This window comes from Massilia sp. Root133 (assembly GCF_001426525.1).
Taxonomy (GTDB): domain Bacteria; phylum Pseudomonadota; class Gammaproteobacteria; order Burkholderiales; family Burkholderiaceae_D; genus Telluria; species Telluria orientalis.
The window spans coordinates 313323-327118 of sequence record NZ_LMEW01000001.1 but is presented as its reverse complement, the minus strand read 5'-3'; the positions used below and the strand labels follow the sequence as shown (position 1 = coordinate 327118).

The 13796-nt window shown below is 67.9% G+C and carries 16 protein-coding genes; 10 read left to right on the top strand and 6 right to left on the bottom strand.

Annotated features, from left to right (window positions below; genetic code table 11):
- Window positions 1-837: an AraC family transcriptional regulator gene (locus ASD28_RS01535; protein ID WP_056122884.1), complete on the top strand. Its 837-nt coding sequence runs from the start codon at window positions 1-3 to the stop codon at window positions 835-837.
- Between the two features lie 34 nt (window positions 838-871).
- A complete protein-coding gene (locus ASD28_RS01530) occupies window positions 872-1768 on the top strand; it encodes a DMT family transporter (protein ID WP_056122882.1) in 897 nt (298 codons plus the stop codon).
- Here ASD28_RS01530 and ASD28_RS33250 read toward each other — a convergent pair.
- Window positions 1738-2043, bottom strand: a complete 306-nt coding sequence (locus ASD28_RS33250) for a hypothetical protein (protein ID WP_373994799.1) — start codon at window positions 2041-2043, stop codon at window positions 1738-1740. The genes ASD28_RS01530 and ASD28_RS33250 overlap by 31 nt on opposite strands.
- 137 nt (window positions 2044-2180) lie before the next feature.
- On the opposite strand from ASD28_RS33250, the gene ASD28_RS01520 reads away from it, so the two are divergent.
- Window positions 2181-4352, top strand: a complete 2172-nt coding sequence (locus ASD28_RS01520; protein WP_056122879.1) for a bifunctional diguanylate cyclase/phosphodiesterase — start codon at window positions 2181-2183, stop codon at window positions 4350-4352.
- Window positions 4353-4362: 10 nt separating this feature from the next.
- Here ASD28_RS01520 and ASD28_RS01515 read toward each other — a convergent pair whose 3' ends face one another.
- Window positions 4363-4821, bottom strand: coding sequence for a RidA family protein (locus ASD28_RS01515; RefSeq protein ID WP_082577011.1), 459 nt, complete (start codon window positions 4819-4821; stop codon window positions 4363-4365).
- Between the two features lie 197 nt (window positions 4822-5018).
- Here ASD28_RS01515 and ASD28_RS01510 point away from each other — a divergent pair, with 197 nt between their 5' ends.
- The 5 genes from ASD28_RS01510 (at window position 5019) to yidD (ending at window position 8085) form a co-directional block, all read left to right on the top strand.
- Window positions 5019-5882 carry an A24 family peptidase gene (locus ASD28_RS01510; protein ID WP_056122877.1) on the top strand — a complete coding sequence of 288 codons (864 nt, stop codon included), beginning with the start codon at window positions 5019-5021 and terminating at the stop codon, window positions 5880-5882.
- 24 nt (window positions 5883-5906) lie between these two features.
- Window positions 5907-6548 (top strand): dephospho-CoA kinase, encoded by a 642-nt coding sequence (coaE, locus tag ASD28_RS01505; protein ID WP_056122874.1) that lies wholly within the window; start codon window positions 5907-5909, stop codon window positions 6546-6548.
- 73 nt (window positions 6549-6621) lie between these two features.
- Window positions 6622-7377: a cell division protein ZapD gene (gene zapD, locus ASD28_RS01500; RefSeq protein WP_056122871.1), complete on the top strand. Its 756-nt coding sequence runs from the start codon at window positions 6622-6624 to the stop codon at window positions 7375-7377.
- Between the two features lie 9 nt (window positions 7378-7386).
- Window positions 7387-7569, top strand: a complete 183-nt coding sequence (gene yacG / locus ASD28_RS01495; protein WP_056122868.1) for a DNA gyrase inhibitor YacG — start codon at window positions 7387-7389, stop codon at window positions 7567-7569.
- 6 nt (window positions 7570-7575) lie between these two features.
- Window positions 7576-8085, top strand: coding sequence for a membrane protein insertion efficiency factor YidD (gene yidD, locus ASD28_RS30805; RefSeq protein WP_082579094.1), 510 nt, complete (start codon window positions 7576-7578; stop codon window positions 8083-8085).
- Here yidD and ASD28_RS01490 read toward each other — a convergent pair.
- The 3 genes from ASD28_RS01490 to argJ are packed head-to-tail and all read right to left on the bottom strand — an operon-like array spanning window position 8006 to window position 10569.
- Window positions 8006-8428 carry an NUDIX domain-containing protein gene (locus ASD28_RS01490; protein ID WP_056122865.1) on the bottom strand — a complete coding sequence of 141 codons (423 nt, stop codon included), beginning with the start codon at window positions 8426-8428 and terminating at the stop codon, window positions 8006-8008. The genes yidD and ASD28_RS01490 overlap by 80 nt on opposite strands.
- On the bottom strand, window positions 8421-9326 hold the full coding sequence (locus ASD28_RS01485) for an ATP-binding protein (protein WP_056122862.1): 906 nt from the start codon (window positions 9324-9326) through the stop codon (window positions 8421-8423). The genes ASD28_RS01490 and ASD28_RS01485 overlap by 8 nt, the downstream gene beginning before the upstream one ends.
- Window positions 9327-9330: 4 nt before the next feature.
- Window positions 9331-10569, bottom strand: coding sequence for a bifunctional glutamate N-acetyltransferase/amino-acid acetyltransferase ArgJ (gene argJ, locus ASD28_RS01480; protein WP_056122860.1), 1239 nt, complete (start codon window positions 10567-10569; stop codon window positions 9331-9333).
- A gap of 309 nt (window positions 10570-10878) precedes the next feature.
- Here argJ and ASD28_RS01475 point away from each other — a divergent pair, with 309 nt between their 5' ends.
- Both ASD28_RS01475 and ASD28_RS01470 read left to right on the top strand, forming a co-directional pair.
- Complete coding sequence (locus tag ASD28_RS01475) at window positions 10879-11940, top strand: AI-2E family transporter (protein WP_056122856.1); 1062 nt, start codon at window positions 10879-10881, stop codon at window positions 11938-11940.
- Window positions 11941-11996: 56 nt separating this feature from the next.
- Window positions 11997-13007 carry a MerR family transcriptional regulator gene (locus ASD28_RS01470; RefSeq protein WP_056122852.1) on the top strand — a complete coding sequence of 337 codons (1011 nt, stop codon included), beginning with the start codon at window positions 11997-11999 and terminating at the stop codon, window positions 13005-13007.
- Here ASD28_RS01470 and ASD28_RS01465 read toward each other — a convergent pair.
- Window positions 13004-13783 carry a hypothetical protein gene (locus ASD28_RS01465; RefSeq protein ID WP_056122849.1) on the bottom strand — a complete coding sequence of 260 codons (780 nt, stop codon included), beginning with the start codon at window positions 13781-13783 and terminating at the stop codon, window positions 13004-13006. The genes ASD28_RS01470 and ASD28_RS01465 overlap by 4 nt on opposite strands.
- Between the last annotated feature and the right edge of the window lie 13 nt (window positions 13784-13796).

Below are 13796 nucleotides of genomic sequence, written 5' to 3'. Positions count from 1 at the left end.
ATGCCCAAGTCCAGGAAGAACGCCGATTTCAGGATCGTCAGTGCCGCAGTGCCGGGGGTGCAGGCCGTGGAAGCGCGCAGCGACCACGTCTTCGCGCGCCACAGCCATGACCAGTACGGCGTCGGCCTCATGCTGGCCGGCGGCCAGACGTCGAGCAGCGGACGCGGCCAGGTGGAGGCGCTGGCCGGCGACATCATCACGGTGAATCCGGGCGAAGTGCACGACGGCGCCCCGCTCGGCGGCGCGCCCCGCGCGTGGCGCATGCTGTACCTGCCGCCGCAACTCGCCGATGCCGTCGCGGCCGACCTGGGCGAAGGCGCCCGCCGCGATTACGCGTTTCACCAGCCGGTCGCCCACCATGCCGCGCTGGCCGGCTGTTTCCGGCGGCTGTACGCGGCCGTCACCGGCGACGCGACCGCCCTCTTGCGCGAGCAATTGCTCCTCGAATTGCTGCATGGGCTGCAAGGCGATGCGCCGCGCAACGGGTCCGCATCGGCGACGGCCGCGATCGCGCGGGCACGGGCGATGATCGACGACGCGCCGGCCGCCGCACCCAGTCTCGCCGACCTGGCGGCGGCCTGTGGGCTCAGCCGCTTCCAGCTCGTACGGCAATTCGCGCGGGCGACGGGGCTGACGCCGCACGCCTACCTGATCCAGCGCCGCATCGACGCGGCCCGTGCGCTGCTGGCGCGCGGGTCGACACTGGCGGACGCCGCGGCCGCCAGCGGCTTCGCCGACCAGAGCCACATGACGCGCCTGTTCATCCGCACCTATGGCATCACGCCCGGCGCGTACGCCTGCAATTTCGTTCAATACCCATTGAAAGGCGGCCGCTAACCTGCGTTCCCATGTCGATGACGAGGAGAACGCCGTGTCCGATAAGACCCTGGGTTACTGGTACCTGACGCTGGCCATGGTGCTCGTCGGCAGCACCGTCGTGGCCAGCAAGATCGCCGCCGCCGGCCTGCCGCCGTTCACGGCCACCGCCCTGCGCTTCGCGCTCGCGCTGCCCTGTTTTCTGGTGCTGCTGCATGTATCCGGCGAGCGCCTGCCGCGGCCGGGCTGGCGCGACGGCGCCCTCCTCGTCGTGCAGGGGCTGGCCGGCACGGCCGGGTACACGGCGCTGTTGATGGCCGGGCTGCGCGCGACCTCGGCGCTCGATGCCGGCGTCATCCTCGGCACCCTGCCCGTCGTGTCGGCCGTCGTGGCCGTGCTCGTGCTCGGCGAGCGGCCGCGGCCCGCGCTGATGGCGACCGTGCTGCTCGCGGGCGCCGGCCTGTTCGTGCTGCAGCCGGCGGGCCGCGGCGCCGGGTCGTTGACGGGCAATGCGCTCGTCTTCGGCGCCGTGCTGTGCGAAGCGCTGTTCATCCTGCTGAATAAACGGGTGCGGATCGCGATATCGCCGCTCGCCCTGTCGACGCTGATGAGCGCCATCGGCCTCGCCGCGTCGCTACCGTTCGCGCTGGCCGAACGCGGTTCGATGGCGGCCGTGACGCCGGCGGCGCTGCTCGCCGTCGGCTACTACGCGCTGCTGCCGACGGTCGGCGGGTTCCTGCTGTGGTATGCGGGCACGGCCCGCGTCGGCGGGACGGAGGCTGCATTGTTCACGGCGCTGGCACCCGTGGCCGCGCTGCTGCTGGCGGCCCTGCTGCTGGACGAGCCGGTGGGACCACGGCAGTTTGCCGGCATCGCGTTCGTGCTCGCGGCGGTGGGCGTATCGGCACGGCCCGCGGCCCGTCAGGTGCAGGTCTTGCCGCCCACGCCGTGATAGCCCTTCGCCCTGGCGTCCGCTTCCGTCATGTACTCGCCCTTTTTGGTCTTGCCGTAGTACTTGCTGCCTTCGCAGTGATAGACCTTGCTGGCGCTGTTCGCCCACACCTTGCCCGCGCCGCCGCCGGACGCTTCTTTCTTCGGCGCGGGCTTGCTGGCCGCCGGCGCGGTCGGCGCGCCCTTGTCCGGTGCCAGCGGGTTCGGCACGGTGGTCTGGGCGAATGCGGTGGTGGCGGCGAGTGCGGTCAACAGCAGGACGAGATGACGTTTCATGGTGGCTCCAATAGGCCGGATCGAACACCGGCATGTAACTTGCATTGTACGGGTTAGTCCAATACTACGATGGCAACCAGCCCGTTTCGGTGCAAATCGACACCGCCCGTCCGGTTCTGGTGCACGCCTGACATTACATGCAGAACATCGACATCGCTCTCCTCCACGACGACGCGGGCGACCGCCTGGCCGGACTCGGCCGCTGGTGGCTCGACCCCGTGAACGGCCGCATCACGTTGTCGGCCGTGGCCGCATCGTTCTTCGGCACCGGCCGGCATCCGGATTGCCTCGCACGCATCGAGCCCGACGACCGCGCCCTCGTGCATGCGACCCTCGACCGCATCAGGAAAGGCGACGGCGGCGCCGAATGCGAATTCCGCGTGCGCACCGACGGACTCGGCCTGCGCTGGCTGCGCCTGCAGCAGACCGGCACGTCCGCCACCGGGATCCTCGTCGACGTGACGGCCGCCAGGCAGGCTGCCGCGCGCGAGCGGTTCAATTTCGCGCTCACGCAATACCTGGTGGGCACCGACAGCATCGACGACGCCGTCACCGGCATTTTGCAACTCGTGTGCGAGGAACTGGGCTGGGAATGGGGCGCATTCTGGGCGGTCGACGACCGCACCGGCACGCTGCGCTGCCGGTACGCATGGCAGGCGCCGCGACAGGCGCTGGCGCCGTTCCGGGCCGCGAGCGCGCGCCTGGCGATGGCGCCCGGCGAAGGCCTGATCGGCACCGTCTGGGACAGCGGCGAGGCCCGCTGGATCGAGGACGCGAGCGGCACGGCCGACCTGTTGCGGGCGGAGGCGGCGCGCGCGTGCGGCCTGCAGTCGGCGTACTTCTTCCCCGTGACGTTCGTCGCGTCGGACGCTTGCCTGATGCGGCCCGGCGTGCTCGAATTCTTCAGCGTCCAGCAACGCCAGCCAGACGCGCAGTTGCCGGGCCTGGCGAAATCGATCTCCGCGATGATCGCCCAGGCCGTCGAGCGCATGACGCAGCAGGAGCGCATCCGCGTGCGCGCGCAGACGGACGAGATGACGGGCCTGGCCAACCGCGCCCATTTCTACGACCAGGTCGACCGCCAGTGCCGCGACGCGCGGGCCGGGCAGACGTTCGGCGTGCTGTTCGTCGACCTCGACCAGTTCAAGCCCATCAACGACGCATTCGGCCACGACGCCGGCAACGTCGTGCTGACGACGTTCGCGTCACGCCTGCGCGCGCTGGCGCCGCCCGGCTGGCGCATCGGCCGCCTGGGCGGCGACGAGTTCGCGCTGCTGTCGGCGCCCGGCGTCACGCCGCAGGAACTGGAACGCGTCGCCGAGTCCGTGCTGGACGCGGCGCGGCGCCGCTTCGTCTACGGCGAGCACCGGCTCGCGGTGTCGGCCAGCATCGGCATCAGCACGTATCCCGACCACGGCGGCTGCACGCGCGAACTGCTGCATGCGGCCGATGCGGCCATGTACGCCAGCAAGCGGAACGGCCGCAACCTCGCCAGCCGCTTCAGCGGCGACGGCGCGCCGGCCGACGCCGGCCATCGCATCGGCTTGCTGACCGACCTGCATTGCGCGATCCGGCGCGGCGAATTCTTCCTCGAGTACCAGCCGATCCGCACGACCACCGACATGGACATCGACGCCGTCGAGGCGCTGATCCGCTGGCGCCGGCCGAACGGCGAAATCGTCCCGCCGAACGTGTTCATTCCGCTGGCGGAACAGAGCCGCCTGATCGTCGACATCGGCCGCTGGGTCGTGCGCCAGGCCTGCCACGACCTCGCGCGCCTGCGCGCGGCCGGGCTGGGCGGCGTGCGCGTGCACGTCAACATGGCGGCGCCGGAATTCATCGATGCCGAACTGCCGGACCGGCTGACGGCCATCGCCGCGGCGGCCGGCGTCGATCCGCGCGGCATCTGCCTCGAACTGACGGAAGGCGTCGTGATGAAGCATGCCGACAAATCGATCGCCATCATGCGCGAACTGCGCCGGCGCGGTTTCGGCATCGGCCTGGACGACTTCGGCATGGGCTATTCGTCGCTGTCGCTGCTGAAGAACCTGCCGATCGGCTCGCTCAAGATCGACCGGCTGTTCATGGCCGGCGTGCCGTACGACCGCAACGATTGCGCCATCGTGCGCTCGCTCCTCGACCTCGGCCGGCACATGAAGCTGACGGTGGTCGCGGAAGGCGTCGAGACCGATGCCCAGCTGGGCTATCTGCGCCAGTTTGGCTGTCCCCTCGTGCAGGGCTGGCTGCCGGGCCGCCCGGTGCCGCTGGAGCGCCTGTTCGACCTGATCGCGCAGCCGCAGGCGGCCTGATCGTGCAGCGTCAGTGCACCGCGATGGCCGAGATCTCCACCGCGGCATCCTTCGGCAGGCGCTGGACCTGCACGGTGGCGCGGGCCGGCGGCTTGTCCTTGAAATACGTCGCGTACACGGCGTTCAGCTTCGCGAAGTCGTTCAGGTCCTTCACGTAGACCGTCGTCGAGACGACGTTATCGAGCGTCATTCCGGCGGCGGCGAGCACCGCCTTCAGGTTCTCGAACACCTGCGCGGTCTGCTCCTCGATCGTGCCGGTATTGGTCTGTCCCGTCTTCGGATCGATGGGAATCTGTCCCGCCAGGAACACCATGCCGCCGGACCGTATCGCCTGCGAGTACGGTCCCACCGCGGCCGGCGCGTCCTTGCTCGCGACGACTTCCTTCTGGGGCGTCGAGGCGGCGCCATGGGCTGCACCGAACGGCAGCAAAGCGGCAAAGGCAATACCCAGGCAGTGCTTCGTGTTCATGATGTTCCTTTCGTGTTGTGGACAGGACGGCAATGCCAGCCCAGTCTAGCGGCCGTATGTACAGCGTCAAACCACAGAATGGATAGGGCCGGGGACGCCACACGTGGCGGGGACGCCTCACCATGCTGCCCAAAGCGCGGGAAAACCCCTAGAATAGTTGATCCACGGAATCAGCCACCCACCGGATCATCGTACTCATGGAAACCCTGCTCTTCGCCGCCCCGGCGACCCTCGCCGCGACCCTCGCCGCCGCCTTGTTCGGCCTGTTGATCGGCAGCTTCCTGAACGTGGTCGTGTACCGCCTGCCCGTGATGGCGCAGCGCGAACTCGACAACTACATCGCGCACGAAGCGGGCAAGGACCTGCCGCACCCGGACCGCTTCAACCTGATGGTGCCCCGCTCGGCCTGCCCGCACTGCGGCCACCAGATCACGGCGCTGGAAAACATCCCCATCGTCAGCTGGCTGGCCCTAAGAGGCAAATGCAGCGCGTGCAAGGCGCCGATCTCTCCCCGCTATCCGATCGTGGAAGCCGTGACGGGCCTGCTGTCGGCCGTGCTGGTCTGGCATTTCGGCAGCGGCTGGCTGGGCCTCGCGAGCCTCGCGTTCGCGTACTTCCTGATCGCGATGACGTTGATCGACTACGACACGAAGACCTTGCCGGACGACCTCACGTATCCGCTCCTGTGGCTGGGCCTGCTCGTGAACCTGGACGGCACCATCGTCCCGCTGCGCGACGCCGTGATCGGCGCCATGGCCGGCTACCTGGCGCTGTGGGCCGTGTACTGGCTGTTCAAGCTCGCCACCGGCAAGGAAGGCATGGGCTACGGCGACTTCAAGCTACTCGCCGCGCTGGGCGCGTGGATGGGCTGGACGATGCTGCCGACCATTATCATCCTGTCGTCCGTCGTCGGCGCCATCGTCGGCATCTCGCTGATCGTGTTCGCGCGCCGCGACCGCAATAATCCAATTCCCTTCGGACCGTATCTCGCCGCGGCTGGTATGATCGCACTCTTGTACGGAATACCACTCACCCGCTACGCGCAGGGTTACCTGGTCTAGCCTCGCGCCGGGCCCGAGGATCGCATGGAGACAGCTTCACGTTTTGCGGTAGGGCTCACCGGTGGCATCGGCTGCGGCAAGACGACCGTGGCCGACCTGTTCGCCGCGCGCGGCGCCGCCGTCATCGACACCGACCAGATCGCCCACGGCCTCACGGCCCCGCACGGCGCCGCGATGCCCGCGCTGATCGCGGAATTCGGTCCCGACTACGCCACGCCGGACGGCGCCCTCGACCGCGCGAAGATGCGCGCGCTCGTGTTCTCCGACCCCTCCGCGCGCGCCCGCCTGGAGGGCATCCTGCATCCCCGCATCCGCGCAGCGACGGCCGCCGCCGCCCTGCTCGCGGATGGTCCTTACACGATCTTCGTCGTGCCGCTGCTGATCGAATCCGGCACATGGCGCGAGCGCGTCGGGCGCGTGCTCGCGATCGACTGTTCCGAGGCGACGCAGGTCGCGCGCGTGATGGCGCGCAACGGCCTGACGGAAGACCAGGTCCGCGCCATCATGGCGGCCCAGGTGACGCGGGCGCGCCGCCTGGAAGAAGCGGACGACGTGATCCTGAACGACGCCGGCATCGACGCCCTGTTGCCACAAGTAGAACGCTTGCACCGCTTTTATCTTGACGAAGCGGCAAGATTAACAGTGCCGCCAAGCCAGCGTTTGTAATTTTGTGCATCATGGTTCAGAATCACGAGGTTACTCGCCAGCCTACATTCAGGGGAATGAGAGGAATGACATTTTGATCGTCTATGAATACCCATTCAACGAGCGGATTCGCACGTTGTTGCGGCTGGAGGACCTGTACGAGAAGTTCAAATTCTTTGTAGCTCAAGAACATCCTCTGCAGCACCATGTCGCGCTCGCGACGATCTTCGACATGCTGGAAGTGGCGGGCCGCGCGGACCTCAAGTCCGACCTGCTGCAGGAACTCGAACGCCAGAAGCAGAGCCTGCTGGGCTACCGCAGCAATCCCGCCGTCGCCAGGGACATGCTCGACGCCGTGCTGGCCGAGCTCGACACGGTCAGCAACGCCCTCGTCAACGCCCAGGGCAAGACGGGCCAGAACGTGCGCGACAACGAATGGCTGATGAGCATCCGCGGCCGCACGATCATTCCCGGCGGGGCCTGCGAATTCGACCTGCCGTCCTACCACGCGTGGCAGCGGCGCCCGACCGAACAGCGCCACGCCGACATCATGGCGTGGTTCACCCCGCTGGCCCCGCTGTTCGAGGCCCTGGCCCTCGTGCTGCGCCTGTTGCGCAATTCCGGCGGCCCCGTCAAGATGATCGCCTCGTCCGGCAGCTACCAGCAGATGTTGCAAGGTAAGATGTACCAGATGCTGCGCCTGTCGGTGGACGAATCGCTCGGCGCGATCCCTGAGATTTCCGCCAACAAGTACATGCTGTGGGTACGCTTCACGACCCAGGGCGGCGACCTGAAACCGAAGCCGCTGGAAGAAGACGTCCCGTTCGAACTCACACTCTGCAATTTTTAGAAGCACACCATGACCGTCGTATCCTGCCCCACCTGCGGCAAGAAGGTCGAATGGAAGCCGGAAAACAAATTCCGCCCATTCTGTTCCGAACGCTGCAAGCAAATCGACCTGGGCGCCTGGGCCGAAGAGAAATACACGATTCCCGGCGCGCCGCCCGGGGACGCCGACGACGAATCCATCTCGAAAGAATAAGGGCGCGTGAAGGCCGCCGCACTGGCGCTGGCCGCCATCCGGGTCTACCAGCGTTTCATTTCACCGTACAAGGGCTTTTCCTGCGCACTGCGCGTGGCGACGGGCGGTGACAGCTGCTCGGCGTATGGCCACGCCGTCATCGCGCGGTTTGGCCTCGGGCGCGGGCTCGGGCTGCTGCAGCGGCGCTTCGAGCTGTGCGGCCACGCGCATGCGCGCCTGCGCGCAGCGGCGCCGCCGCATCCGCGGCTGCAATACCAGCGGGGCTTTTGCGACGGGCCGTGCGACCTGCCCTGTCATGGACATGGTCACTGCGTGTCGGTCGATACCGCGGTCGACGCCCTCGGTTGCGTGGGCGACGTGGCCGATTGCGGGTCGTCGCGCCGGCGCGAGGAGCGCAGGCGCACCAATGCGGAACTGGATGCGATAACGGAGCAGATCAGGCGCCGGAACGCCCCGCGTACCGCACCTGATCCAGCCACTCGAGCAACGGAATCGTCGCGGGCAGCAGAGGACTGACGGCATACGCGCCCTGCCACGCGAATGCCTGCCCTTCCAGGCTTTGCGGCTCGCCTTCCCACGCGCGGCTGATGTAGAAGTAGAGCCGCACGTGCGCATGTTCGTACACGTGTTCGACGCAGCACCAGGGCTCGGCCGAGATCACCTTCACGCCCAGTTCTTCGACGAATTCGCGCTGCAGCGCGTGGAAGATGTCCTCGCCCGGCTCGACCTTCCCGCCCGGGAATTCCCAGTAGCCGGCGTACGGCTTGCCGTCCGGGCGCTGGCCCAGCAGCACGTCGCCGTTCGGGCGCATCAGCACGCCCACGGCCACGTCGACCGGCTTGTCCACGGCTTCAGACATCGACCTGTTCCTGTACCGGCGCGGGCGGCAGCTTGCCCGCGTAGTCCTTGGCGAACTGCCACGCCACGCGGCCCGAGCGCGAACCGCGGCCCAGTGCCCAGCGCAGCGCATCGCCGCGCGCGCCTTCGATCTGCTCCGGCGTGCAGCCGAAGCTCGCCAGCCAGTGGCCGACGATGTCCAGGTAGTCGTCCTGCTTGAACGGATAGAACGACAGCCACAGGCCGAAGCGCTCGGACAGCGAGATCTTTTCCTCGACCGTCTCGGCCGGGTGCAGGTCGTCGTCGGCCACGTGCTTGTAGCCGGCGTTGTCGGAGAATTTTTCCGGCATCAGGTGACGGCGGTTCGACGTCGCGTAGATCAGCACGTTGTCCGACTGCGCCGCGATGCTGCCGTCCAGCGCCACCTTCAGCGCCTTGTAGCCCGCCTCGCCCTCCTCGAAACTGAGGTCGTCGCAAAAGATCACGAAGCGCTCCGGCCGGCCCGCGACGAGGTCGACGATGTCCGGCAGGTCGGCCAGGTCGGCCTTGTCCACTTCGATCAGGCGCAGGCCCTGCGGCGCGAACTGGTTCAGGCACGCCTTGATCAGCGACGATTTACCGGTGCCGCGCGCGCCCGTCAGCAGCACGTTGTTGGCGGGGCGCTTCGTCACGAACTGGCGCGTGTTCTGCTCGATCTGCTCTTTCTGCGGACCGATGTGCTGCAGGTCGTCCAGGCGGATGTTCGCCGTGTGCGCCACGGCCTGCAGGTACTTGATGTTGCCCGCGCCCGGGCGCTTGCGCCAGCGGTAGGCGTAACCGTGGCGAAAATCCGGATCGCGCGGTGCCGCGGGCGGCAATAAAGCCTCCACGCGCGCCAGCAGGGCTTCGGCGCGGTGCAGGAAGTTTTCCAGCTGGTTCATCGATTCAGGAACGGTAGTCGGCGTTGATCGAGACGTAGTCGTGCGACAGGTCGCAGGTCCACACGGTGGCATCCGCCTCGCCGCGCGCGAGCACGACGCGCACGAGGATCTCGGCCTTCTTCATCACGCGCTGCCCATCCTCTTCCTTGTAGTCCGGATTGCGGCCGCCGGCCTTGGCGACGAGGACGTCGTCCAGGTACAGGTCGAGCTTGGCCGTATCGAGGTCGTCGACGCCCGCGTAGCCGATGGCGGCCAGGATGCGGCCCAGGTTCGGGTCCGATGCGAAGAACGCGGTCTTCACGAGCGGCGAGTGGGCGATGGCGTAGGCGATCTTGCGGCATTCTTCGATGTCGCGGCCCTGCTCCACGGTGATCGTGATGAACTTGGTGGCGCCCTCGCCGTCGCGGATGATCTGCTGCGCCAGGTGGCGCGAGATGCCGGTGACGGCGTCGCGCAGCGCTGCGTAGTCCGGGCTCTCGGTCGAATCGACGACGAGCGAACCCGCGCCCGTGGCGACGAGGATGAACGAGTCGTTGGTCGACGTGTCGCCGTCGATCGTGATGCTGTTGAACGAGCGGTCGGCCGCGTACTTCACCAGTTCGTCCAGCACGGGTTGCGCGACCTTCGCGTCGAAGGCGAGATAGCCCAGCATCGTCGCCATGTTCGGCTTGATCATGCCGGCGCCCTTGCTGATGCCGGTCATCGTGACCGTGTGGCCGCCGATGGTCGTCGTCAGCGACGCCGCTTTCGGCTGCGTGTCCGTCGTCATGATGGCTTCGGCCGCGTTGAACCAGTTGTCCGCCTTCAGGTTCGCGATGGCGGCCGGCAGGCCCGCGACGATCTTTTGCACCGGCAGCGGTTCCAGGATCACGCCGGTGGAGAACGGCAGCACCTGCTGCGCGTCGAGGCCGAGCAGGCGCGCCACTTCGGCGCACGTGGCCTGCGCGTTCTGCAGGCCTGGCTCGCCGGTACCCGCGTTCGCGTTGCCCGTGTTGACGACCAGCGCGCGGATCGCTTTGCCGCCGCCCTTCACAGCCTCGAGGTTTGCCTTGCTGACCTGGACCGGCGCCGCGCAGAAGCGGTTCTTCGTGAACACGCCGGCGACGGTCGCCCCTTCGGCGAGCTTCATCACCAGCACATCCTTGCGGTTCGGCTTCTTGATGCCGGCTTCGGCGTAACCGAGTTCGATGCCGGCGACGGGTTTCAGGTCGGCGGCGACGGGCAGGGGGGAATTGACGGCCATGGCGTTCTCTAATGAAAAGATGGAAAGAAGGTCCGGTATTGTAACGCCTGCAGACGACACGCACGTTCGCGAGCCTGCTGTCCGCGGCCGCCGAATACGTCATCCCCGCGCAGGCGGGGATCCAAGTTTCTATGCGCTGCCGCTGTGCATGCAAAATTGGGCCCCGCCTCCGTGGGGGCGACGGTTCATATGCGCCGAGCTCACGGACGCCTGCTGTTAATACACGCTTAAGTTGACCACTTAATAATCGGCAACACTACTTGCCCGGCGATGACGCTTTGGTAAGATGGCCCATCCACTGGAGAAGCAATGACCGACAACCAACGCGATGTAATGAGCGCCGGCTTTTCGCTGGCGATCGTCCTGTGTGCCCTGTTCGTGACGCAGCGCTTCATCCTGCCGCTGCTGTGGGCCGCGATCCTGTGCATCGCCACGTGGCCGCTGTACGCGCGCGTCCGCACGGCGCTGGGCGGGCGCACGATCGCCGCGGCGGCCCTCGTCACCCTCATCGTCGCCATCGTGTTCATCGCGCCCCTCGCGCTGGGCGTCACGTCGGCCGCGCGCCAGGCGCCCGCACTGGCGCAGCTGGTCGCGAGCGCCAATACGGAAGGCCTCGCTGCGCCCGAGTGGCTGCACCGCATCCCGTTCGCCGGCGACGCCATCTACAACTGGTGGCTGGCCACGCTCGGCCAGCCGCACGGCCTTGCGCACCTGCTGCAGGACGGCTCCGTCGGCCGCATGCAGACCGCGAGCGAAGTCCTCAAGCGCGTCGGCAGCGGCGTCATGCACCGCCTCGTCGACATGCTGTTCGCCTTCCTGTGCCTGTTCTTCTTCTACAAGGATGGCGCCGCATTGCAGCGCCAGACGGACGCCATCGGCGCCCACCTGATCGGCACGCGGCGCTGGACCTTGTTCTCGCTGAAGGTGCCCGTCGCGGTGCGCGCCACCGTCAACGGGCTCGTGCTCGTCGGCCTCGCGGAAGGCGTCCTGCTGGGCATCGGCTACCAGGTCGCGGGCCTGCCGTCGGCCGTGCTGTGGGCCGCCGCCACGGGCATCCTCGCCATCATCCCGTTCGGCGCCCCGCTCGCCTTCGGCGCCGCCGCCGCGCTGCTCGCGTACCAGGGCGCGACGATCGCGGCGATCGCGATCCTCGCCTGGGGCGCCGTCATCCTGTTCATCGCGGATCACTTCGTGCGGCCGGCGATGATCGGCAATGCGACGCAGCTGCCGTTCGTCGCCGTCCTGCTGGGCATCCTCGGCGGCGTCGAGACGCTGGGTCTCATCGGGCTGTTCGTCGGGCCTGTCGTGATGACCTTGTTCGTCACGCTGTGGCATGAGGCGCGCGCGTTGCGCGAGGCGCATACCGCTTGACCCTCACCTAACGTGAGGCCCGAGACTGGCCGCACGCTGAAGAACGGAGACGAACGATGCTGAAAGTGGGAGAGCTGGCCGCGCTGGCCAACCTGACGGTGCGCACCCTGCACCACTACGACAACATCGGCCTGCTCCGCCCTTCGGCGCGTTCCGATGCCGGCTACCGGCTCTACGACCGCGACGACGTGGCCCGCCTGCACCGCATCCAGGCCCTGCGCGCGTTCGGTCTGAGCCTCGCCGACATCGCCCTCACGCTGGACAGTCCGGCCGGCTCGCCGCTGGCGATCGTCGACCGCCAGCTGGAAGCGCTCGAAACGCGCATGGCGGAAGCCAGGCGCCTGCGCGACCAGCTGCTGCGCGTGCGCGCAGAACTCGTGCGCGGCAGCGCGCCGGACCTGTCCACGTGGCTCACCACATTGGAGAACACCATGGACATGATCAACGTATATGAACGCTATTTCACCAAGGAGGAACTGGAGCGCCTGCCGATGGTCCGCAGCGACGCCGCCCAGGCGCAATGGCAGGCGATGGTCGAACAGGTGCGCGGCCTGATCGAATCGCAGGTGCCGCCGAACTCGGATGCCGCCAAGGCGTTCGCCCTGCGCTGGCTGCAGACGTTCGACCGCGACACCGGCGGCGACTCGGCGCTGCAGGCGAAGCTGAACGCGATGGTCGAGCGCGAACAGGACGCCGTCGGCATGCCGGCGCAGATTTTCGGCTACGTGAAGGCCGCCGTCGGCGAACTGAAATTCGACACGTGGGCGAAGTATCTGCGGCCAGAAGTCCTCGACCGCATGCGCCGCCACATCGCCACGCGCGGCGAGGAGTGGACGCCCCTGATCGCGCAGGTGCAGGCCGAAATCAAGGCCGATCCGGATGCGACGGGCCCGCGGGCGCGTGAACTCGGACGCCAGTGGATGGACCTGTTCCACGACATGGTCGGCACCGACCCGCAGGACGTCGACGCCTTCCGCAAGGCCACCGCGACGGAACCCCTGCTGCGCATGGGGCCGGGCATCGGCGACGCGACATTGGCCTGGCTGCGCAAGGCGCTGAGCGCCTAGTCACGCGACGGCACGAGCCGCTCGGCGCGCTGCGGCAACAGCAGCACGAGCAGCAGCATGGCGGCGACGAGTGCACCGGATGCCGTGTAGCGGCTCCACGCGAGGCCGCCGGCGGCGACGGGTTTGTCGAGGAAGTCGCCGACCGTCGCCCCCAGCGGCCGCGTGAGGATGAACGCGGCCCAGAACAGGGCCGTACGCGAGGTACGTGTCCACAAATACAGCGCGATTACGGCGGCGAGGCCCGCCGCGAACAGCACGGCGCCGCCGCCGTAGCCCAGACCCCAGCTGGCCTCCGGGTCGGCCACCCAGTCGCCGAGGGCCGTGCCGAGGGTCTGGGAAAACAGGATCGTGATCCAGTAGAAGACTTCCGCATCGCGCGTATCGAGCCGGTTGATCGACACCGAGCCGAGCGTGCGGTGCCAGCCATACAATGTCGCCGCCAGCAGTGCTGCCAGCAATGCGGAGCCGCCCAGGTAGCCGATGCCCAGCGAGCGGTCGCACAGGTCGGCCAGCGTCGTGCCGACCGTCGTCGTGGCGACGATCACGGCCCAGAACAGCAACGGGTGAAAGCGCGTGGCGCGGATCTGCGCCGTCAGCATCACGGCCAGCAGCGCCGCAAAGATCGCCGTGCCTGCCAGGTAGCCGAGTTCCATCGACATCGTCACGGCGTCGCCGGCCGTCTCGCCGAGCGTCGTCGCGAGAATCTTGATGATCCAGAAGCCGAGGGTCACGGCCGGGACCTTGGCGAAAGCGTTGTGGGAGGTCGAGATCGGCATCCCACCATCCTAG